The 20341-nt window shown below is 74.8% G+C and carries 19 protein-coding genes; 11 read left to right on the top strand and 8 right to left on the bottom strand.

Features of this window, described 5'->3' with window-relative positions:
• The first annotated feature begins 1 nt into the window (after window position 1).
• From CCE01nite_RS11340 to CCE01nite_RS11325, 4 genes are all read left to right on the top strand, one after another.
• The gene (locus CCE01nite_RS11340) at window positions 2–2245 is read left to right on the top strand and encodes a polyribonucleotide nucleotidyltransferase (protein WP_034628127.1); all 2244 of its coding nucleotides are present in this window, start codon (window positions 2–4) and stop codon (window positions 2243–2245) included.
• Between the two features lies 1 nt (window position 2246).
• A complete protein-coding gene (locus CCE01nite_RS11335; RefSeq protein WP_034628129.1) occupies window positions 2247–3581 on the top strand; it encodes a M16 family metallopeptidase in 1335 nt (444 codons plus the stop codon).
• 126 nt (window positions 3582–3707) lie between these two features.
• Window positions 3708–4466, top strand: coding sequence for a 4-hydroxy-tetrahydrodipicolinate reductase (gene dapB, locus CCE01nite_RS11330; RefSeq protein WP_034628132.1), 759 nt, complete (start codon window positions 3708–3710; stop codon window positions 4464–4466).
• Window positions 4467–4470: 4 nt separating this feature from the next.
• Window positions 4471–4947: a hypothetical protein gene (locus tag CCE01nite_RS11325; RefSeq protein WP_034628134.1), complete on the top strand. Its 477-nt coding sequence runs from the start codon at window positions 4471–4473 to the stop codon at window positions 4945–4947.
• Between the two features lie 52 nt (window positions 4948–4999).
• Here the strand turns inward: CCE01nite_RS11325 and CCE01nite_RS11320 are convergent, their stop codons facing one another.
• The 4 genes from CCE01nite_RS11320 to CCE01nite_RS11305 all read right to left on the bottom strand — a co-directional run bounded on the left by CCE01nite_RS11320 (window position 5000) and on the right by CCE01nite_RS11305 (window position 8351).
• Complete coding sequence (locus tag CCE01nite_RS11320; RefSeq protein ID WP_034628137.1) at window positions 5000–5566, bottom strand: GNAT family N-acetyltransferase; 567 nt, start codon at window positions 5564–5566, stop codon at window positions 5000–5002.
• A 235-nt stretch (window positions 5567–5801) separates the two neighbouring features.
• Window positions 5802–6110 (bottom strand): AzlD domain-containing protein, encoded by a 309-nt coding sequence (locus CCE01nite_RS11315; protein ID WP_034628142.1) that lies wholly within the window; start codon window positions 6108–6110, stop codon window positions 5802–5804.
• 11 nt (window positions 6111–6121) lie between these two features.
• Window positions 6122–6814: an AzlC family ABC transporter permease gene (locus CCE01nite_RS11310; RefSeq protein WP_034628145.1), complete on the bottom strand. Its 693-nt coding sequence runs from the start codon at window positions 6812–6814 to the stop codon at window positions 6122–6124.
• A gap of 55 nt (window positions 6815–6869) precedes the next feature.
• The gene (locus CCE01nite_RS11305; protein WP_034628148.1) at window positions 6870–8351 is read right to left on the bottom strand and encodes an NAD-dependent succinate-semialdehyde dehydrogenase; all 1482 of its coding nucleotides are present in this window, start codon (window positions 8349–8351) and stop codon (window positions 6870–6872) included.
• 54 nt (window positions 8352–8405) lie between these two features.
• On the opposite strand from CCE01nite_RS11305, the gene CCE01nite_RS11300 reads away from it, so the two are divergent.
• Together CCE01nite_RS11300 and CCE01nite_RS11295 are read left to right on the top strand one after the other, a co-directional pair.
• Complete coding sequence (locus CCE01nite_RS11300; protein WP_211254538.1) at window positions 8406–9224, top strand: thymidylate synthase; 819 nt, start codon at window positions 8406–8408, stop codon at window positions 9222–9224.
• 11 nt (window positions 9225–9235) lie between these two features.
• Complete coding sequence (locus tag CCE01nite_RS11295) at window positions 9236–9742, top strand: dihydrofolate reductase (protein ID WP_034628150.1); 507 nt, start codon at window positions 9236–9238, stop codon at window positions 9740–9742.
• Window positions 9743–9749: 7 nt separating this feature from the next.
• Here CCE01nite_RS11295 and CCE01nite_RS11290 read toward each other — a convergent pair whose 3' ends face one another.
• Window positions 9750–10472 (bottom strand): glycerophosphodiester phosphodiesterase, encoded by a 723-nt coding sequence (locus tag CCE01nite_RS11290; RefSeq protein WP_052103912.1) that lies wholly within the window; start codon window positions 10470–10472, stop codon window positions 9750–9752.
• A 141-nt stretch (window positions 10473–10613) separates the two neighbouring features.
• Between CCE01nite_RS11290 and dapA the strand changes: the two genes are divergently transcribed.
• Entirely contained in the window at window positions 10614–11531 is a 918-nt protein-coding gene (gene dapA, locus CCE01nite_RS11285) for a 4-hydroxy-tetrahydrodipicolinate synthase (protein ID WP_034628153.1), read from the top strand.
• 12 nt (window positions 11532–11543) lie between these two features.
• Window positions 11544–13229 (top strand): ribonuclease J, encoded by a 1686-nt coding sequence (locus CCE01nite_RS11280; protein WP_034628156.1) that lies wholly within the window; start codon window positions 11544–11546, stop codon window positions 13227–13229.
• A gap of 105 nt (window positions 13230–13334) precedes the next feature.
• On the opposite strand, the gene CCE01nite_RS11275 is transcribed toward CCE01nite_RS11280, so the two are convergent.
• From CCE01nite_RS11275 to CCE01nite_RS11265, 3 genes are all read right to left on the bottom strand, one after another.
• Window positions 13335–14264 (bottom strand): DMT family transporter, encoded by a 930-nt coding sequence (locus tag CCE01nite_RS11275; protein ID WP_034628159.1) that lies wholly within the window; start codon window positions 14262–14264, stop codon window positions 13335–13337.
• Window positions 14261–15439 (bottom strand): DNA glycosylase AlkZ-like family protein, encoded by a 1179-nt coding sequence (locus tag CCE01nite_RS11270; protein ID WP_034628162.1) that lies wholly within the window; start codon window positions 15437–15439, stop codon window positions 14261–14263. Before CCE01nite_RS11270 ends, CCE01nite_RS11275 begins: the two co-directional genes overlap by 4 nt.
• Window positions 15440–15693: 254 nt before the next feature.
• The gene (locus tag CCE01nite_RS11265) at window positions 15694–16311 is read right to left on the bottom strand and encodes a TetR/AcrR family transcriptional regulator (protein ID WP_034628164.1); all 618 of its coding nucleotides are present in this window, start codon (window positions 16309–16311) and stop codon (window positions 15694–15696) included.
• A gap of 75 nt (window positions 16312–16386) precedes the next feature.
• On the opposite strand from CCE01nite_RS11265, the gene CCE01nite_RS11260 reads away from it, so the two are divergent.
• From CCE01nite_RS11260 to pgsA, 3 genes are all read left to right on the top strand, one after another.
• Window positions 16387–16800 (top strand): membrane protein, encoded by a 414-nt coding sequence (locus CCE01nite_RS11260; protein ID WP_034628166.1) that lies wholly within the window; start codon window positions 16387–16389, stop codon window positions 16798–16800.
• Between the two features lie 104 nt (window positions 16801–16904).
• Window positions 16905–19661: an FtsK/SpoIIIE family DNA translocase gene (locus CCE01nite_RS11255; protein WP_141372366.1), complete on the top strand. Its 2757-nt coding sequence runs from the start codon at window positions 16905–16907 to the stop codon at window positions 19659–19661.
• A gap of 110 nt (window positions 19662–19771) precedes the next feature.
• Entirely contained in the window at window positions 19772–20341 is a 570-nt protein-coding gene (gene pgsA, locus CCE01nite_RS11250; protein ID WP_141372365.1) for a CDP-diacylglycerol--glycerol-3-phosphate 3-phosphatidyltransferase, read from the top strand.

The following is a 20341-nucleotide window of genomic DNA, read 5'->3' as shown; positions in this document are numbered from 1 at the left end:
CATGGAGGGTCCCGAGATCCAGTTCGCCGAGGCAGTGATCGACAACGGTCGCTTCGGCACCCGCACCGTGCGTTTCGAGACCGGGCGCCTCGCGCGCCAGGCGGCCGGCGCGGCCGTCGCGTACCTCGACGGCGAGACCACGCTGCTGTCGGCCACCACGGCCGGCAAGCACCCGAAGGAGCAGTTCGACTTCTTCCCCCTGACGATCGACGTCGAGGAGCGGCAGTACGCCGCGGGCAAGATCCCCGGCTCGTTCTTCCGCCGTGAGGGCCGCCCCTCGACCGAGGCGATCCTCGCGTGCCGCCTCGTCGACCGCCCGCTGCGCCCCCTGTTCGTCAAGGGCCTGCGCAACGAGGTCCAGGTCGTCGTGACCGTCCTGTCGATCCACCCGGACGACGCGTACGACGTGCTCGCGATCAACGCCGCGTCGATCTCGACGCAGCTCTCGGGCCTGCCGTTCTCCGGCCCGGTCGCCGCGGTGCGCGTCGCGCTCATCGACGGCCAGTGGGTCGCGTTCCCGCGCTACTCCGAGCGCGAGCGCGCCACGTTCGACATGGTCGTGGCCGGCCGCGTCGTCGGTGACGACGTCGCCATCGCGATGATCGAGGCCGAGGCGCCCGAGAAGGCCTGGAACCTCATCAAGGAGGAGGGCGCGACCGCCCCCACCGAGGAGGTCGTCTCGCAGGGCATCGAGGCCGCGAAGCCGTTCATCCGCGTGCTCGCCGAGGCGCAGGCCGACCTGGCCGCGCGTGCCGCGAAGCCCACGCAGGAGTTCCCGGTCTTCCCCGAGTACCAGCCCGACGCGCTCGAGGCCGTCCAGGCCGCGGCCGCCGGCCCGCTCGGCGAGGCGCTGACGATCGCGGACAAGCAGACCCGCGAGAACCGTCTCGACGAGGTCAAGGCCGACGTCCTCGGCCGGCTCGGCGAGCAGTTCGCCGGTCGCGAGAAGGAGCTGTCCGCAGCCGTCCGCTCGGTCACCAAGACGCTCATCCGCCAGCGCATCCTCACGGACGGCTTCCGGATCGACGGCCGTGGCCTGCGCGACATCCGCACGCTCTCGGCCGAGGTCGAGGTCCTGCCCCGCGTGCACGGCTCCGCGATCTTCGAGCGCGGCGAGACGCAGATCATGGGCGTCACGACGCTCAACATGCTGCGCATGGAGCAGCAGCTCGACACGCTCTCCCCGGAGACGCGCAAGCGCTACATGCACAACTACAACTTCCCGCCGTACTCCACGGGCGAGACGGGTCGCGTCGGGTCGCCGAAGCGTCGCGAGATCGGTCACGGGGCGCTCGCCGAGCGTGCGCTCATGACCGTCCTGCCGAGCCGCGAGGAGTTCCCCTACGCGATCCGCCAGGTCTCCGAGGCGCTCGGCTCGAACGGCTCGACGTCGATGGGCTCGGTCTGCGCCTCGACGCTGTCGCTGCTCAACGCCGGTGTCCCGCTGCGCGCGCCGGTCGCCGGCATCGCGATGGGCCTCGTCTCCGACCAGGTCGACGGCCAGACGCGCTACGCCGCGCTGACCGACATCCTAGGCGCCGAGGACGCGTTCGGCGACATGGACTTCAAGGTCGCCGGCACGCGCGAGTTCGTCACGGCCATCCAGCTCGACACGAAGCTCGAGGGCATCCCCGCCTCGGTGCTGACCGGCGCGCTGAACCAGGCCAAGGAGGCGCGCCTCGCGATCCTCGACGTCATCACCGAGGCGATCGACGCGCCCGACGAGATGAGCCCGTACGCCCCGCGCGTCATCACGGTCCAGGTCCCGGTCGACAAGATCGGCGAGGTCATCGGCCCGAAGGGCAAGATGATCAACCAGATCCAGGCCGAGACCGGTGCCGACATCTCCATCGAGGACGACGGCACGGTCTTCATCGGCGCCACCGACGGTCCGTCGGCGGAGGCCGCGCGGGCGGCGATCAACGCGATCGCCAACCCGCACATGCCGGAGATCGGCGAGCGCTTCGTGGGGACCGTCGTCAAGACGACGACCTTCGGCGCGTTCATCTCGCTCTCGCCGGGCAAGGACGGCCTGCTCCACATCTCGCAGATCCGCAAGCTCGTCGGCGGCAAGCGCGTGGAGAACGTCGAGGACGTGCTCGGGGTGGGCCAGAAGGTCCAGGTCGAGATCGGCGAGATCGACCCGCGCGGCAAGCTCTCGCTGCACGCGGTGATCGACGAGGCCGCGGCGACGGACGACGCGGCCTCGGCCGAGACCGTCGCCACCGAGCCGGCCGAAGCCTGACGTGCCGCTGGACCTCCCGCTCGCACGGCCCGGTGACCCGGGCAGCGAGCTGACCGCCGGGCAGGACGGCGACGCCATCGTGCGTCGTTCCGTCCTGCCCGGCGGGGTCCGCGTGCTCACGGAGCACATGCCGGGCCTGCGCTCCGCGACCGTCGGGGCGTGGGTCGGCATCGGCTCGCGCGACGAGCGCGACGGGCACCACGGGTCGACGCACTTCCTCGAGCACCTGCTGTTCAAGGGCACCGCCCGGCGCAGCGCGATGGACATCGCCGAGGCGTTCGACGAGGTCGGCGGCGAGGCCAACGCGGCGACCGGCAAGGAGCACACGTGCTACTACGCGCGCGTGCTCGACACCGACCTGCCCATGGCGGTCGACGTGATCGCGGACATGGTGACCTCCGCGCGCCTGGACACCGACGAGCTCGAGACCGAGCGCGGCGTGATCCTCGAAGAGCTCGCGATGAACGACGACGACCCCAGCGACGTCGTGCACGAGCGCTTCGCCGAGGCGGTCCTGGGCACGCACCCGCTCGGACGCCCGATCGGCGGGACCCCGGACACGATCCGGGCCGTCCCGCGCGACGCCGTGTGGGAGCACTACCGCGAGCACTACCGCCCCGCGACGCTCGTGGTCACGGCGGCGGGCGGCGTCGACCACGACGTGCTCGTCAAGCAGGTGGCGCACGCGCTCGCCGAGGGCGGCTGGAACCTCACCGACGGTGTCGCGCCGAACGCCCGCCGCGAGGCGCGCGACGTCGACGGCGGCATCCCGACGGACGGCTCGCAGATCACGGTGAGCCGCACGACCGAGCAGGCGAACGTCATCGTCGGCGGGACGGGCCTCACCGCCACGGACCCGCGCCGGTTCACGCTCTCGGTGCTCAACGCGGTCCTCGGCGGCGGCATGTCCTCGCGCCTGTTTCAGGAGATCCGTGAGAAGCGGGGCCTGGCGTACTCGACGTACTCGTTCGCGTCCGGGCACGCCGACACGGGCGTCTTCGGGCTCTATGCCGGCTGCGCGCCGGGCAAGGTCGACGAGGTCACCGAGCTCCTGGTCTCCGAGTGGGAGCGGCTCGCCGACTCCGGCATCACGGCGGCCGAGCTCCAGCGCTCGATCGGCCAGCTCTCGGGCGGCATGGTCCTCGGCATGGAGGACACCGGGTCGCGCATGAGCCGGCTCGGCAAGTCCGAGCTCGTGCACGGCGAGCTGCTCTCGGTCGACGAGACGCTCGAGCGGATCCGGGCCGTGCGCGCCTCGGACGTCCAGGAGCTCGCGGCGGAGCTCGCCGCGCGGCCCCGGTCCACCGTCCGGATCGGCCCGTTCGCCGCAGCCTGACGTTCTGCTCGTCCACGCCGCCCGCCCCCGCGTCTCGCAGGGGCGGGCGGCGTGCGTCCGAGCGTCTCGCGCGGGGGGTCGCCGCGCGGACGGCCCCGCCCGGCGCGGCGACTAGGGTGGTTCCCCGTGAGCGAGCAGATCAGGGTCGCCGTCCTCGGGGCCGCAGGACGCATGGGGTCCACCGTCGTGCGGGCTGTCGAGGCGGCGCCGGGCCTCGAGCTCGTCGCTGCGCTCGACGCCGGTGACGACGTCGGCGCCGCGGTGACGTCCGCGGGCGCGCAGGTCGCCGTCGACTTCACGGTGCCCAGCGCCACGGCCGAGAACGTGCGGGCGCTCGTCGACGCGGGCGTCCACGCGGTCGTCGGCACCACCGGCTGGACGTCCGCGGCGCTCGACACCGTGCGCGCGCAGCTCGCGACCCGGCCCGGCGTCGGCGTGCTGATCGCCCCCAACTTCGCGCTCGGCGCGGTGCTCGCGATGACGTTCGCGGCGCGGGCGGCCCGCTACTTCGAGTCCGTCGAGGTCGTCGAGCTGCACCACCCGGACAAGGTCGACGCGCCCTCCGGCACCGCACGCCACACCGCGCAGGCGATCGCCGCGGCCCGCGCGCAGGCCGGCGTCGGCCCGAGCCCGGACGCGACGTCCACGACGCTCGACGGCGCGCGCGGCGCCGACGTCGACGGCGTGCGCGTGCACGCGGTCCGGCTCCGCGGGCTCACCGCGCACGAGGAGATCCTGCTCGGCAACCGCGGCGAGCAGCTGACCATCCGGCACGACTCCTTCGACCGCGAGAGCTTCATGCCGGGCGTCGTGCACGCGGTCCGGGTCGTCGCGGACCACCCCGGCCTGACCGTGGGCCTCGAGCACGTGCTCGACCTCGGGTGACGGCGTGACGGGGGCACCGGGCCGGCAGACGTCGCGGCGGTGGCGCGCGATCGCCGGCGCCGTCGCGCTGACCGCGCTGCTCGGCCTCTACGTGTGGGTCGTCGCGGTGCGCGGTGTCGCGCTGCTGCGCACCGGGGACCCGGTGGGGATCGGTCTGGGCGCCGCCATCCTCGTCCTGCCTCTGATCGCCGCGTGGTTCGTCGCCCGCGAGTGGCGCCTCGCGGCGCAGGTCCAGCGGATGGCCGACGAGCTCGCGGCCACGGGCGGGCTGACGGTCGACGACCTGCCGCGCTCACCCGGCGGGCGGATCGACCGGGCGGCGGCGGACGCGGCGTTCGAGGTGGTCCGCGCCCAGACCGAGGCCACGCCCGACGACTGGGGCTCGTGGTACCGGCTCGCGTTCGCCTACGACGCCGCGGGGGACCGGCGCCGGGCCCGCGCTGCGCTGCGCACCGCGGCGCGACTGCACGGCGGGCGGTAACGCCCGGCAGCCCGCTGTCCGGCCGCCCGTCGCCGGGTCGCCCGACCGGCGGTCAGATGGTCGCCGACCAGCGGTGCTCGTTCACGCTGAGCGGCTCGCCGTCCCGGCCCGTGCCCGTCGCGAGGGCGCGGACGGCGTCGTCGGCCCCGAGCCCGGCGGAGGTCAGGAACTGCGCGCGGGCGACGTCGCCGTCGAGCACCCACGTCTGCAGGTGGTCCGCACCGTCCTCGCGCAGCAGGTCCACGGCGGCGGCCAGCAGGCGCGAGCCGTGCCCCACGCGCTGGGACGCGGGCGCGACCTCGAGCGCGAGCAGCTCCCCGCCCGGGGCGGCGAGCGGGGTGTCCTCCGGGGCGGCCACGGGCGCGACGGCCGCGAAGCCGACGACGTCGGCGCCCTCGCACGCGACGAGCACGCGGTAGCCGCGGCCCGGGGGAGCGGTGATGGCCTGCGCCCAGCGCTCGGCGAACGCCGCGCCGTCGAGCTGGGCAAGCACGTCCGGGCCGAGGGTGTCCGCGTGCGCGGCCCGCCACGCGGCGAGCTGGGTCGCGGCGATCGCGAGCTCGTCGCCGGGGACCGCGGGGCGCACCGAGACGTCGGCCTGCTCGCTGAACAGCGCCATCACGCGGTCGAGACGTGCGGTCGCGGAGCCGGGAGCGGGAGGAAGGGCACGACGGTCTCCGGGAGGCAGGGGGCGGGAGGGCGGTGCGCGGTCGCGGCGGGCGTCGGCGCGGCCGTCCGAGGCAGGCTACCAACGGGCACGTCGAGGACCGGGCCGCAGGCGATGTGCCGCCGGCGCCGAGCTCGAGCGGTCCGCCCGGCGGCCACCGCCCGTCGCGACCCGGCTCGGGGCGCGGTCACGGCATGCCGAGCGCCCGCAGCACGCCCGCGGTCAGCGCCGCGGCGGCGACCACGACCACGAACGGTGCGCGCAGCGCGAGCGCGACACCGGCGACCGCGAGCGCCGGCAGGCGGGCGTCGAGGACGAGCGCGCGGCCGTCGGTCAACGTCTGCACGCCGACGAGCGCCGAGAGCAGCGCGACCGTGACGAGGGCGGCGGTGCGTGCGACGCGCGGCTCGGCGAGCCAGTGCTCGGGCACGAGGTGGCCGACGAGCTTGATCGCGAAGCACACCGCGGAGGCGGCGAGGATCGCCAGCCACGTCATGCTGTGGGCGCTCACGTGCGTGCCTCTCGTGCGGGGGTGCGCCAGCCGAGGACGATCGCGACGGCGGCAGCGGCGAGGACCGGGATGCCGGCAGGGGCGAGCGGCGTCACGGCCAGCGCGACGACGACGGCGACGGCCGCGACGACCCGCGCGGGCCCGGTCGCGAGCCGCGGCCAGACGAGCGCCAGGAACGCCGCCGCCGCGGCGGCGTCCAGTCCGTACCGGCGGGGGTCGCCGAGCGCGTCACCGAGCAGTGCGCCGACGACCGTGAACGCGTTCCACAGCACGAACACCCCGACCCCGGTCCACCAGAACCCCGCCCGGGCGGCCTGCGGGTCGGCGTGCGCGGTGCCGACGGCGGTCGACTCGTCGATGGTCAGCTGCGCGGCGACGGTGCGGCGCAGGCCGCGGGCGCCCAGCAGCGGCGCCACCTGGACGCCGTAGAGCCCGTTGCGGACCCCGAGCAGACCGGCGGTCGCGACCGCGGCACCGAACGCGCCTCCGGTGCCGACGACGCCGATGAACGCGAACTGCGAGCCACCCGAGAACATGAGCAGGCTCAGGGCCATCGTCTGCGGCAGGTCGAGCCCCGCGGCGACCGCGAGCGCCCCGAAGGACACGCCGTACAGGCCCGTCGCAACCGAGACCGAGACGGCCTGGCGGATCGCGGCGCGCACCTCGGCGCGACGGTCGTCGGTCGTCACGCCGCCACTGTCGCATACGCCGGCGACACCCCCGGACCGCCGAGGCGCGGACGGGTCAGAGCGACACGTACGTCGACTCGAGGTACTCCTCGATCCCGGCCTCGCCGCCCTCGCGCCCGAGCCCCGACTGCTTGACGCCCCCGAACGGCGCGCTCGCGTCGGACACGAGCCCGCGGTTCACCCCGAGCATCCCGGCCTCGACCTGCTCCGCGAGGCGCATCACGCGTCCGACGTCGCGCGTGAACGCGTACGCGACGAGCCCGAAGTCGGTCCCGTTGGCGAGCTCGACGGCCTCGGCCTCGTCGCCGAACGTGAGCACGGACGCGACGGGCCCGAAGACCTCCTCCGTCACGACCCGGTCGTCCGGCGACACCCCGCTCAGCACGGTCGGGGAGTAGAAGTGGCCGCCGAGCGGCAGGTCGTCGGGACGGGAGCCGCCGGTGCGCACGTGCGCGCCGCCGTCGACCGCCGCGGTGACGACCTCCTCGACGCGGTCGACCGCAGCCTTCTCGATGAGCGGGCCGACGGTCGTGCCCTCGTGGGCGCCGTGCCCGACGACGAGCCGGTCGAACGCCTCGGTCAGCGCGGCGGTGAACTCCTCGGCGACACCCTGCTGCACGAGGAACCGGTTCGCCGCGACGCACGTCTGCCCGGAGTTGCGCATCTTGGCGGTCACGGCGCCCTCGACGGCGGCGGCGACGTCCGCGTCGTCGAAGACGAGGAACGGCGCGTTGCCGCCGAGCTCCATCGAGGTCCGCAGCACGCGCTGCGCGGCGCCCGCGAGCAGCGTGCGGCCGACCTCGGTCGACCCGGTGAAGGAGAGCTTGCGCAGCCGGGGGTCGGCGAGCAGCGGCTCGGTCAGCGCGCGGGCCGAGGAGCTCGGCACGACGTTGATGACCCCGGTGGGCAGGCCACGGGCCTCGAGCTCGGCGCGCACGATCTCCGCGAAGAACGACGTGGTCAGCGGCGTGAGCTGTGCGGGCTTGATCACGACGGGGCAGCCTGCGGCGAGCGCCGGGGCGACCTTGCGCGTGATCATCGCGATCGGGAAGTTCCACGGCGTGATGAGCAGCGCGGGGCCCACCGGGCGGCGCAGGACGAGCTGGTGGTTGGCGCCAGAGGGGGCCTTGCGCGTGAGCCCGCTGATGCGCACGGCCTGCTCGGCGTACCAGCGCACGTAGTCGGCGGCGTACGCGACCTCGGCGCGCGACTCGGCGAGCGGCTTGCCGCCCTCCGCGGTGACGAGCGCGGCGACGTCGTCGGTGCGGGCGACGAGGGCCTCGTAGACCGCCCGCAGCAGCTCGGAGCGCTCGCGCGGGGCGACGGCGCGCCACTCCGCCCAGGACCGGTCGGCGCTGTCGAGGGCCGCGAGCGCGTCGTCCGGCCCGGCGTCGGCGACCTCGAGGATCGTGTCGGTCGTGGCGGGGTCGGTCACGGCGAACGTGGCCCCGGAGGAGGCCGGGCGCCACGTCCCGTCGACCAGGAGACCGGTGGGGACGCGCTCGGCGACGGCGGCGGGCAGCGTGGTGGAGGTCATCGGGCCAGTGTGGCGCGGCGTCGGGGCGGGCGCCACGGAGCCTAGGATGACGCCATGACGGAAGCGGCCACGATGCCCGTGACGACCCCGTACGAGGACCTCCTGAGGCTCGTGCTCGAGACCGGGACCCCCAAGTCGGACCGCACGGGGACGGGGACGCGCAGCCTCTTCGGCCACCAGCTGCGCTACGACCTGTCGGCCGGCTTCCCGCTCGTCACCACCAAGCGCGTGCACCTCAAGTCGGTCGTCCTCGAGCTGCTGTGGTTCCTGCGCGGCGACTCGAACGTCGGCTGGCTGCGCGAGCAGGGCGTCACGATCTGGGACGAGTGGGCCGACGCCGACGGCGACCTCGGCCCCGTGTACGGCGTGCAGTGGCGCTCGTGGCCCACGCCGGGCGGCGGCGAGGTCGACCAGCTCGCGCAGGTCATCGAGGCGATCCGCCGCGACCCCGACTCCCGCCGGCACGTCGTCTCGGCGTGGAACGTCGCGGACATCCCCTCGATGGCGCTCGCCCCCTGCCACGCGCTGTTCCAGTTCTACGTGGCCGACGGCCGGCTCTCGTGCCAGCTGTACCAGCGCTCCGCGGACCTGTTCCTGGGCGTGCCGTTCAACCTCGCGTCGTACGCGCTGCTGACGCACATGGTCGCCCAGCAGACGGGCCTCGAGGTCGGCGACCTCGTGTGGACCGGCGGGGACTGCCACATCTACGACAACCATGTCGACCAGGTGCGCGAGCAGCTCACGCGCGAGCCCTACCCGTACCCGACCCTCGCGTTGCGCCCGGCCGAGTCGATCGACGCCTACACGCTCGACCACGTCGAGGTCGTCGGCTACCGCCACCACCCGCGCATCGCGGCCCCGATCGCCGTCTGAGGGGCGCGACCGTGAGCATCGCCCTGATCTGGGCGCAGACGCTCGATGGCGTCATCGGCGTCGAGAACACGCTGCCGTGGCGCCTGCCCGAGGACCAGGCGCGCTTCCGGGCCCTGACCACCGGGCACCCGGTGATCATGGGCCGCGCGACGTGGGAGTCCCTGCCCGAGCGGTTCCGGCCGCTGCCTGGGCGGGAGAACGTCGTGCTCTCGCGCCGACCGGGGTACGTGGCCGACGGCGCGACCGTGGCCCCGACGCTCGCCGACGCCCTCGCGCACGTCGGGGACCGCGACGTCTGGGTCATCGGGGGAGGGGCGGTCTACGAGGCCGCGATCGCGCGCGCCGACCGTCTCGAGGTCACCGAGGTGGATGCGGTGCTCGCCGGCGACACCTACGCCCCGGTGGTCGACGGCGAGTGGGAGGTCGTCGAGCGCGTCCCCGCCGCGGGCTGGTGCACGTCGACCGGGCCCGACGGCCTGCGGTACCGCTTCGTGACGTACGAGCGCGCGCGGCGCTGACCGCCGGTCACCCCGCGTCGTCGCCGGCCCGGCCCGCGCGCTCGTCGAGGATCTCGACGAGCCGGCCGACGCGGTCGGTCATGACCGCGTCCACGCCGAGGTCGAGCACGAGCCGCAGCTCGGCGTCGGTGTTCGGGGTCCAGCAGCACGTCCGGATGCCGAACGCCGCCATGGCCTCGACGGTCGCCGGTGCCAGGAGCTTGAACCACGGGTTGTAGAGCTGCGGGCGCAGCTGCGCGAGGAGCCGGACGTCCGGCAGCATCATGCTGTCGTCGTTGAGGTAGACGGTCGCACCCGGGTCGGCGGTCCGGATCTCGAGCAGCCCGTCGGTCGAGCCGCAGAACGCCGTCGCGTCCGCGCGCGCCGCGCGCACGACCCGCAGGGCCGGCAGCGCAGCGACCGGGTGCTTCTGGTCCAGCACGAGCGGGACGCCCGCTCCCTCCGCGACCTCGAGCAGCTCCGCGAGCCGGGGGACGCGCACGTCGCCGTCGCCGAGCCGGGCGATCTCCGGCCACGTCATCGCCGCGACGGGCCGCGGGTCGTCCCACAGCCGGGCGAACGTGTCGTCGTGCACCATGACGACGGTCCCGTCCGCCGCGAGCTGGACGTCGACCTCGATCGCGTCGGCGCCCTGGCGGGCGGCGGCGAGCACGGCCTCGACGGTGTTCTCCCGGTGGTTCACGGGGTCGCCGCGGTGCGCGACGGCGAGCGGACGGTCGGGAGCGGGCACGGTTCCTCCTGTGCTGACGGTGCGGGGCACGGCCCCCTCCCCATCGTGGCGCACGTCCCCGCCGGTCGGCGCGCCGCGTCGGCGGACCACCTGGCGGGCACGCACGGCCGTCCGGGCGCCGCGGGACGGTAGTTTGGGGCCATGCCTCGCGCCACCTCGACCGCGCGCCCGTTCGGTGCCGTGCTCACCGCCATGGTCACGCCGATGACCCCGGACGGTGCGCTCGACCTCGACGCGGCCGTCCGGCTCGCGACCCACCTCGTCGACCACGGGCACGACGGCCTCGTGCTCAACGGCACGACCGGCGAGGCGTCGACGACGCACGCACCCGAGAAGGCCGAGCTCATCGCCGCCGTCGTGGACGCCGTCGGGGACCGCGCGAGCATCGTCGCCGGAGCCGGCTCGAACGACACCGCGCACGCCGTCCGGATGGCCGGGCAGGCCGCGGACGCGGGCGCGCACGGGCTGCTCGTCGTGAGCCCCTACTACTCCCGGCCGTCCCAGGAGGGCGTGTATCGGCACGTCCTCGCGGTCGCGGACGCGACCCCGCTGCCGGTCATGCTCTACGACGTCCCCGGTCGCACCGGGGTCCGGTTCGCCGCGGACACGCTCGACCGGCTCGCCGCGCACGACCGCGTGGTCGCCGTCAAGGACGCCTCGGGCGACCTCTACGCGAGCCTCACCGCGATCGAGCGCACCGGGCTCGCCTGGTACTGCGGCGACGACGGCGCCTACCTCGCGATGCTCGCGCACGGCGCCGCGGGCGTCGTCAGCGTCGTCGGCCACGTCGCCGGCGCACGGCTCGCCGAGGTGACCGAGGCGTTCGACGCGGGCGACCACGCCCGCGCCCTGCAGGTCTTCCGGTCGATCGTCCCGGCGATCGACGCGCTCAACGGAGCCGGCTTCCAGGCGGTCGCCGCCAAGGCCGCCGTCGAGGCCCTCGGCCTCATCCCGAACCGACACATGCGGCTGCCGCTGGTGGCCGCCTCCGACGACGAGGCGGAGGGGGTGCGCGCCGGAGTGCGCGCAGCCGGCCTCCTCGACGTCGTCCCCAGCTGACCCAGGAGAACCATGAGCCATCCCCACCCCGAGCTGACGCTGCCGCCCGCCCTGCCCGAGGGCGCTCTCCGCGTCGTCGCTCTCGGCGGGCTCGGGGAGGTCGGCCGCAACATGGCCGTCCTCGAGTACGCCGGCCGCCTGCTCGTCATCGACTGCGGCGTGCTCTTCCCCGAGGACCACCAGCCCGGCGTCGACCTGATCCTCCCGGACTTCGAGTACATCCGGGACCGGCTCGACGACATCGAGGCGATCGTGCTCACGCACGGGCACGAGGACCACATCGGCGCGGTCCCGTACCTGCTGCGCCTGCGCCGCGACATCCCGCTCGTCGGCTCACAGCTCACGCTCGCGTTCGTCGAGGCGAAGCTCAAGGAGCACCGCATCAACCCGCTGACCCTCGCGGTCCGGGAGGGTCAGACGGAGCAGCTCGGGGTCTTCGAGTGCGAGTTCGTCGCGGTGAACCACTCGATCCCCGACGCGCTCGCGGTCGCGGTGCGCACGGGCGCGGGCACGGTGCTGCACACCGGCGACTTCAAGATGGACCAGCTCCCGCTCGACGGGCGCGTGACCGACCTGCGGGCGTTCGCGCGGCTCGGCGAGGCCGGAGTCGACCTGTTCATGGTCGACTCCACCAACGCCGAGGTCCCCGGCTTCGTCACGGGCGAGCGCGAGATCGGCCCGGTGCTCGACGGCGTGTTCGCCGACTCCGCGAAGCGCATCATCGTCGCCTCGTTCGCCTCCCACGTGCACCGCGTGCAGCAGGTCCTCGACGCCGCGCACGCGCACGGGCGCAAGGTCGCGCTCGTCGGCCGGTCGATGGTCCGCAACATGACGATCGCGTCCGAGCTCGGCTACCTCAAGGTGCCCGACGACGTGCTCGTCGACCAGAAGCAGATCGAGCGGCTGCCCGACGACGAGGTCGTGCTCATGTGCACGGGGTCGCAGGGCGAGCCGATGGCCGCGCTGTCGCGCATCGCGAACAACGACCACAAGATCTCGGTCGGCCACGGCGACACCGTGATCCTCGCGTCGTCCCTCATCCCCGGCAACGAGAACGCCGTGTACCGCGTGATCAACGGCCTCACGCGCCTCGGTGCGCGCGTCGTGCACAGCGGCAACGCGAAGGTGCACGTCTCCGGGCACGCGAGCGCCGGCGAGCTCCTCTACTGCTACAACATCCTCAAGCCGCGCAACGTCATGCCCGTGCACGGCGAGGTCCGCCACCTCGTCGCGAACGCGGCGCTCGCGGTCAAGACCGGGGTCCCGGCCGACCGGGTCGTCCTGGCGGAGGACGGCGTCGTCATCGACCTCATCGACGGGCGCGCGCGGGTCGTGGGCGCGGTGCCGTGCGGCTACGTGTACGTCGACGGCTCGAGCGTCGGCGAGATCACCGAGGTCGAGCTCAAGGACCGGCGCATCCTCGGCGAGGAGGGCTTCATCTCGATCTTCGCCGTCGTCAGCTCCGCGGACGGCAAGGTCCTCGCCGGGCCGCAGATCCACGCCCGCGGGTTCGCCGAGGACGATGCGGTGTTCGAGGGGATCATGCCCGAGCTCGTGCAGGCGCTCGAGGACGCCGCACGCGGCGGGGCGTCGGACACCCACCAGCTCCAGCAGGTCGTGCGGCGCATCGTGGGCCGCTGGGTGTCGAACCGCCTGCGGCGCCGGCCGATGATCATCCCGGTCATCGTCGAGGCGTAGCCGAGGACGCACGCGAGAGCCGGCAGGCGCACGAGGACGGACCCTCGGGCGGCTGCCGGCTCTCGCGCGTCCAAGTGCGGCGCGCCCGGCAGCCGCGCGGTGGTGTCAGCCCGGAGCCGCCGTCCGTGCCGCCTCGGGGGCCGCGGGCTCGGCGGCGGCGGCGGGACGACGACCACGGCGCGGCCGGCCCCGCACGGACGCCGCGGCGGAGCCGGTCACGATGAGCACCGCGGCCACGACGACCGCCGCCGTGACGGGCTCGTCGAGCACGACGGCCCCGAGCGCGACCGCCACGAGCGGGTTGATGTACGCCACGAGAGTCGAGCGCGCCGCGCCGACCTCGCTGATCAGGCGGAAGAAGAGCACGAACGCGACCGCGGTGCACACCAGGCCGAGCGCCGCGAGCGACCCCAGCGCGCCGGGCCCCGGCATCGCGTGCGGTCCGGTCAGCAGCACGACGGGCAGGTAGACGAGCGCGGACAGCGACAGGCACACCGCGGTCAGCGTGACGGCGGGGACGCCCTGCAGCGACCGCGCGGCGATGATGGGAGCCGCCGCGTACCCGAGGGCGGCGAGCAGCACCTGCGCGAGCGGCCACGCCTCCGTCGCACCCGACCCGGGCCCGGCGAGGACCGCGACGCCCGCGAGGCCGACCGCGAGCCCGGCCCACCGGACCCCCGCGACTGGCAGTCGGTCGCCGACGAGCCGGCCCAGCACGACGGCCATGATCGGCACCGTGGCGACCAGGAGCCCGGTCGTCGAGCTCGCGAGCGTCCGCTCGGCGTTCGACAGCAGGACCCACGGACCGACGATCTCGAGCGCGGCGAACGCGGCGACGGCGCGCCACCTCCCGCGCAGCACGCGCAGGCCGTCGCCGCGCAGCGCGAACGGGAGCAGGACGACGGCGCCCAGCGCGGTCCGGACCAGCACCAGCAGCGGCGGGGTGACGTCCTCGACCGCGACCTTGATGAGCAGGTACGGCACGCCCCAGATGACGCCGACGGCGACGAGCAGGACCCAGCCCCGGCGGCTCATGCGCCCGCCCGCACGAGCGTGAGCCCGCGGTGCTCCGCGAGCCGCTCCTGCTCGACCTCGACCGCCCGCTCGACCGCACGCGGCCACGGCTCCCACGGGTCGACCTGCACGGTGAGCCGGCGCCCGGACGCCTTCGGGCGCCACGTCCCGAGCACCTCGTCGTCCACGAGCACGGCGCCCGGGCGGCCGAGCGTGCGCCACAGGTCCTTCTGCCGGGCGGCGTCGGGGACGAGGAGCGAGCGGTCGCGGGCCTGCAGGTGCAGGTCGAACGGCCCGAGCAGCCGGACGACAGGGCCCGCACCGGCGGCCCGGTGGTCCACCTCGGCCAGGAGCGTGTCGGCGTCGGCCTCGAGGACCCAGCGGGTCTCGCCCTCGACGTCCACCTCCCGCACGTCGCGCGGCCAGCGGGCGGTCACGTCGGCGACCGTGGCGTCGAGGTACCCCGCGACGAGCTTCGGGGTCGCCGGCCCGAGGTGGTGCAGGTACGCGCGCACGACGTCGAGCCGCTCTGTCGGGTGCGCGCCGCGGGAGCCCTTTCCGGGCGCCGGGGCGGGGGAGAGGTCCGCGAGGTGCTCGCGCGGCCAGCCGGGGACCCGGCGCAGCACCGGCGGGGACGTCCCGGGCTCGAGCTCGAGACCCGCGTGCAGGGCGGCGAGCCGGAACGGCATCTCGTACAGGTGGGTCGCGCCGCAGGGACGGCAGTAGCGCAGGTACGGCGCGGGCATCGCCGCGGTGAGCTGCGTCGACATCGCGCCCTTGACGGTCGGCTGCGCGACGATGCGGTGCATCTCGCGGGCGACGGCGGCGAGCGCGTCGGGCACCTCGATGCCGGCGTCGTGCAGGGGCTTGCTCGCGTCGTAGACCCGCTTCGCCGCGTCGGCGGGGGAGTAGGGGCGCAGCGCGACCTCGACGCCGGGCAGGTCGGCCCGGCGGTAGGCATGCGGGGCGCCGCGGACCGTCCACGCGAGCGCGAGCTCCTCGGGCCAGCGCGCCGCGTCGGCGTCGACCGGGACGCCGCGGTTGACCAGCGACCACGCCGCGCCGCCGGTGCCGGTGTCCTGGACGCCCAGGTCGAGCACGTCGGCGTCGTCCGGCCGCCGGGTGTCGTCGAGCGGCCGGTCGAGCTGCTGGGCGCGCACGCGGTGGCGCAGGACCTGCGCGCGGCTGACCGGCACGCCGTCGCCGCTCGTCCCCGCCCTGCCGGCCCGCGCCCTTGTGGACCCCGTTCGCGCCATCTCGCCCACCTCCCGGGCCAGCGTCCCACCGGGCGCCGACAACTCGGGACGGGTCCGGGCTGCTCGTGCGGGCAGGCACGGACTTCGGCAGAGGGTGGGCGGCAGTCGGCGAGATCTGCCCGCAGGCTGTCAGGGGCGACGCCGCGGCCGCCCTCGCCCGGCGCGTCGTCGTCGGCGGTCACCCGACCTCGTCGTCAGCCGTCGCCCCGCGGGCCGTCGAGCAGGGCGGTCCCGACCGCGAGCAGGGCGCCGCGGAAGCGCTCCTCGCGCTCGCGGGCGTCGCCCGGCACGAGACCGGCGAGCTCGAGCCCGACCAGCCCGTGCACGAGGCCCCACAGCTGCACCGCGGCCTCGAGCGCGTCGTCCTCGCGGCGCGGGGCGCCGGTCAGGCCCAGCACGCGGTCGACGGCGTCCCGGAGCACGACGAACGTCGGGTGCGCGGTCGCCGGGCCCTGCGAGGGTTCCTGCGCGCCGACGCGCGCCGCCTCGAACATCACGCGGTAGAAGTGCGGGTCGGTGAGCGCGCTCGTGCGGTACGCGAGGCCGAGGGAGAGCAGATCGGTCGCGGGGTCGTCGGTCCGGCCGGCGCGGCCGAGGTGGGCGGCGAACCGGCGGAACGCCTCGTCGCCGACCGCGCGCACGAGCTCGTCGCGGCCGCCGAACAGCGCGTAGACGGCGGACGCCGAGGTCCCGGCGCTCGCGGCCACGTCGCGCACGCGCAGCGCGTCGACCCCGCCGCGCGAGATGGCGGCCGAGGCGACCTCGAGCAGCCGGTCCCGCAGGGCGTCGTCGTGCAGGCGGGGTCTGGGCATGCGGTGAGTGTAGGTCGCTTGACGCCGGTTCACGAACGATGTTCTATAACACTGTTCGCAAACAGAGGAGGCGTCATGATCGAGCTCACCGAGGCAGCCCGCACCACCGCCGGGATCGTCGCGCTCACCGTCGTCGCGATCGAGTCGGGCGGCTACTTCCTGGTCCGGGTCGGGACCGGGAAGGTGCCCGTGACCGAGTTCCAGCGCGGCTTCTACCGCGCGGGCCACGCGCACGCCGGCGTCCTCGTGACGCTCGGGCTCGTGTGCCTCCTGCTCGGCGAGGCCACGACGCTCGACGGCTACGCGCGGTGGCTCGCGCAGACCGGCGTCCTCGTGGCTGCCGTCGTCATGCCGGCCGGGTTCTTCCTCTCCGCCCTGGGTCGCGGGCGTGAGCGCCCGAGCCCGTGGGTCGCGCTCCTCCCCGTGGGCGCCGTGGTCCTCGCCGCCGGCGTCGCGACGCTCGGCATCGGGCTGCTCACCGCGTCCTGAGGGCGCGCGCGCCGGTGCGGGACGCGCGCGCACCGGCCCGACCCGACACGCACGTGCGGCGACGCTCCCGGCCGCGGGGGCCCGCCGCCGCTACCGTGAGGACCATGGCGACCCGTACGTCCTCCTCGACCCCCCGTGCGGGCGGGTCCGCCTCGTCGTCGCAGGCCCGCGGCGGTGCCCGCACCGGGACGCGCGGCGCCGCCGCCTCGACCCGGCCCGCCGGCCGCACCCCCAAGCAGCAGCCCCCGCACCGCCCGGCCCTCCCGCTGCGGATCGTGCGCGGCGTGTGGATGGGCTGCGCGCACCTGCTGGGCGGCACGGCACGTCGCGTCGGCCAGGGCGCCCGCGACCTCGACCCCGCGCACCGCCGCGACGGCATCGCGTTCACGCTGCTCGCCGTCGCGATCGTCGTCGCGGCGCGCGAGTGGTGGGGGCTGTCCGGGAGCGCCGGCGACGCCATCCACGACGTCGTCGCCGGAACGTTCGGCCAGGTCGGGGTCGCGGTGCCCGTCGCGCTGCTCGCGACCGCGGTGCGCCTCATGCGTCACCCCGAGCTCGCGCAGGCCAACTCCCGCATCGGCATCGGGTTCTCCGCGATCGGGCTCGCGGCGTGCGGCGGCATCCACCTCGAGGCGGGGCTGCCGGCGCCCGCCGACGGCTTCGGTCCCGTGCAGGCTGCGGGCGGCGTCATCGGGTACCTCGTCGCGACGCCCCTCGAGAGCCTGCTCACCGCCTGGGTCGCCGTGCCGCTCCTCGTGCTGCTCGCGTTCTTCGGGGTGCTCGTCGTGACCGCGACCCCGGTGCACCAGATCGTGCCTCGCCTGCGCGCCGGCTACGACCGGCTCACGGGCAACCAGCGCGTGCTCGACGCGCCGCTCGACCCGGGCGGCGCCCCGCTCGTGATCCACGCGGGCCACAGCGCGCTGCCCGAGATCGAGGCGCCGCCGAAGAAGAAGCCGCGCGGCCGCCTCGGGCTGCGCAAGCCCCGCGCCGAGACCGCGCCGGACCTCTCCGACACCGAGCTGCTCGACGGCTACGAGGGCGACGAGGCGTTCGAGCGCGCCGCGATCGTGGCCGCCCGCGAGGAGGCCGAGCGGGAGGCCGCGGAGGCGGAGGCGGCCGCGCAGGCGGACGCGACGCCGACGAGCGCGGTGCCCGCCGCCGGCGCCCCGGCCGCAGCAGCCCGCCGGCCGCTCGCCCCGCCGCCCACGGCCCCCGTCCCGCGCGGCGAGCAGCCGATGCTCGAGGGCGACGTGCTCTACACGCTCCCGTCGGAGGAGGTGCTCGCGAAGGGCGCCCCGCACAAGGTCCGCTCCGCCGCGAACGACCGCGTCGTCGAGGCGCTCACGACCGTGCTCGACCAGTTCGAGATCGACGCCCAGGTCACCGGCTTCACGCGCGGGCCGACCGTCACGCGCTACGAGGTCGAGCTCGGGCCCGCGGTCAAGGTCGAGCGGGTCACGGCGCTGTCGAAGAACATCGCCTACGCGGTCGCGAGCGCCGACGTGCGCATCCTGTCGCCGATCCCGGGCAAGTCCGCGATCGGCATCGAGATCCCGAACACGGACCGCGAGACCGTCTCGCTCGGCGACGTGCTGCGCTCGAGCGCCGCGCGCCGCAGCGAGCACCCGATGGTCATCGGCGTCGGCAAGGACGTCGAGGGCGGGTACGTCGTCGCCAACCTCGCGAAGATGCCGCACCTGCTCGTCGCCGGCGCGACCGGCGCGGGCAAGTCGAGCTTCGTCAACTCGATGATCGTCTCGGTGCTCATGCGCTCGACGCCCGACGAGGTGCGCATGGTGCTCGTCGACCCCAAGCGCGTCGAGCTGACGATCTACGAGGGCATCCCGCACCTCATCACGCCGATCATCACGAACCCGAAGAAGGCCGCCGAGGCCCTCGAGTGGGTCGTGCGCGAGATGGAGGCGCGCTACGACGACCTCGCGATGTTCGGGTTCAAGCACGTCGACGACTTCAACACCGCGGTGCGCGCCGGCAAGGTCAAGCCGCTGCCGGGCTCCGAGCGCAAGATCGCGACGTACCCGTACCTGCTCGTCATCGTCGACGAGCTCGCCGACCTCATGATGGTCGCCCCGCGCGACGTCGAGGCGTCCATCCAGCGCATCACGCAGCTCGCGCGTGCCGCCGGCATCCACCTCGTGCTCGCCACGCAGCGCCCGAGCGTCGACGTCGTGACCGGTCTGATCAAGGCCAACGTGCCGTCGCGGCTCGCGTTCGCGACCTCGTCGCTGACCGACTCGCGCGTCGTGCTCGACCAGCCCGGCGCCGAGAAGCTCATCGGCCAGGGTGACGCGCTGTTCCTGCCGATGGGCGCCGCGAAGCCCATGCGCACGCAGGGGGCCTGGGTCTCCGAGAGCGAGATCCACGCGGTCGTCGAGCACGTCAAGAAGCAGCTCAAGCCGAGCTACCGCGAGGACGTCGCCGTCACCGTGGCCAAGAAGCAGGTCGACGAGGACATCGGCGACGACCTGGACCTGCTGCTGCAGGCCGCCGAGCTCGTGGTGACCACCCAGTTCGGGTCCACGTCGATGCTCCAGCGCAAGCTGCGCGTCGGCTTCGCGAAGGCGGGGCGGCTCATGGACCTGCTCGAGTCGCGCGAGATCGTCGGTCCCTCCGAGGGCTCGAAGGCGCGCGAGGTCCTCGTGCAGCCCGACGACCTCCCCGGCACGCTGGCGATGCTGCGCGGCGACCACAGCGAGCCCGCGGCGTCCGCGCCCGACGCGGACCGGTACGCGTCCACCGACGGCGCGATGCCGGGGGACCCGCCCGTGGCCACGGACTACCACGACGACGCGGACGACGAGGTCGACCCGGGGCGCCTGGGCTTCGGGACGCGGTGACGGACCTGCGCGACCGGGCGGTGCACGACCCCCGCGCCGGGGCCGTCGAGGCGCAGCCCGCCCCGGTGCACCCGTAGGCTGTCGACGTGGTTCCCGCCGTCCCCTCCCGAATGAACGTCGCGAATGCGCTGACCGTCCTGCGGATCGTGCTCGTGCCGTTCTTCGCCGCTGCGCTCCTGGCCGACGGCGGTCACACGGTGCGCTGGCGGCTCGTCGCGACGGGCATCTTCGTCCTCGCGGCGGTCACCGACCGGTTCGACGGGCACATCGCCCGCCGCTCGAACCTCGTGACGGACCTCGGCAAGATCCTCGACCCGATCGCGGACAAGCTGCTCATCGGCACGGCGCTCGTCGTCCTGTCCGTCCTCGGCGACCTCCCCTGGTGGGTCACCGCGGTGGTCCTCGCGCGTGAGCTCGCGATCACCGTCATGCGCCTCTTCCTGCTGCGGTACCTCGTGCTCCCGGCATCGCGCGGCGGCAAGGCGAAGACCGTGCTGCAGTCGGTGGCGATCGGCCTGTACCTGCTGCCGCTCGACCACCTGCCGGGCGTCGTCGAGGTCGTCGCGGCGGTCGTCATGGCGGCCGCGGTCGCCGTCACGCTCGCCACCGGCGTGGACTACGTGCGCACCGCGCTGCGGGTCCGGCGCGCCGAGCACCGCCCGCCGGCCACCGCCCACTGA

This window comes from Cellulomonas cellasea (genome assembly GCF_006538745.1).
GTDB classification, from domain to species: Bacteria; Actinomycetota; Actinomycetes; order Actinomycetales; family Cellulomonadaceae; genus Cellulomonas_A; species Cellulomonas_A cellasea.
Note: the sequence above shows the minus strand (reverse complement) of the source record. Positions and strands in the feature narration are given on the sequence as shown.

What these genes read in the sequence shown, in the direction of transcription:
- CCE01nite_RS11340 (WP_034628127.1), top strand. Translation starts at nt 2, where the DNA reads ATGGAGGGTCCCGAGATCCAGTTCGCCGAGGCAGTGATCGACAACGGT.
- CCE01nite_RS11320 (WP_034628137.1), bottom strand. Translation starts at nt 5,566, where the DNA reads ATGGCGCTGTTCAGCGAGCAGGCCGACGTCTCGGTGCGCCCCGCGGTC.
- CCE01nite_RS11315 (WP_034628142.1), bottom strand. Translation starts at nt 6,110, where the DNA reads ATGACGTGGCTGGCGATCCTCGCCGCCTCCGCGGTGTGCTTCGCGATC.
- CCE01nite_RS11305 (WP_034628148.1), bottom strand. Translation starts at nt 8,351, where the DNA reads ATGACCTCCACCACGCTGCCCGCCGCCGTCGCCGAGCGCGTCCCCACC.
- CCE01nite_RS11300 (WP_211254538.1), top strand. Translation starts at nt 8,406, where the DNA reads ATGACGGAAGCGGCCACGATGCCCGTGACGACCCCGTACGAGGACCTC.
- dapA (WP_034628153.1), top strand. Translation starts at nt 10,614, where the DNA reads ATGCCTCGCGCCACCTCGACCGCGCGCCCGTTCGGTGCCGTGCTCACC.
- CCE01nite_RS11280 (WP_034628156.1), top strand. Translation starts at nt 11,544, where the DNA reads ATGAGCCATCCCCACCCCGAGCTGACGCTGCCGCCCGCCCTGCCCGAG.
- CCE01nite_RS11275 (WP_034628159.1), bottom strand. Translation starts at nt 14,264, where the DNA reads ATGAGCCGCCGGGGCTGGGTCCTGCTCGTCGCCGTCGGCGTCATCTGG.
- CCE01nite_RS11265 (WP_034628164.1), bottom strand. Translation starts at nt 16,311, where the DNA reads ATGCCCAGACCCCGCCTGCACGACGACGCCCTGCGGGACCGGCTGCTC.
- CCE01nite_RS11260 (WP_034628166.1), top strand. Translation starts at nt 16,387, where the DNA reads ATGATCGAGCTCACCGAGGCAGCCCGCACCACCGCCGGGATCGTCGCG.
- CCE01nite_RS11255 (WP_141372366.1), top strand. Translation starts at nt 16,905, where the DNA reads ATGGCGACCCGTACGTCCTCCTCGACCCCCCGTGCGGGCGGGTCCGCC.
- pgsA (WP_141372365.1), top strand. Translation starts at nt 19,772, where the DNA reads ATGAACGTCGCGAATGCGCTGACCGTCCTGCGGATCGTGCTCGTGCCG.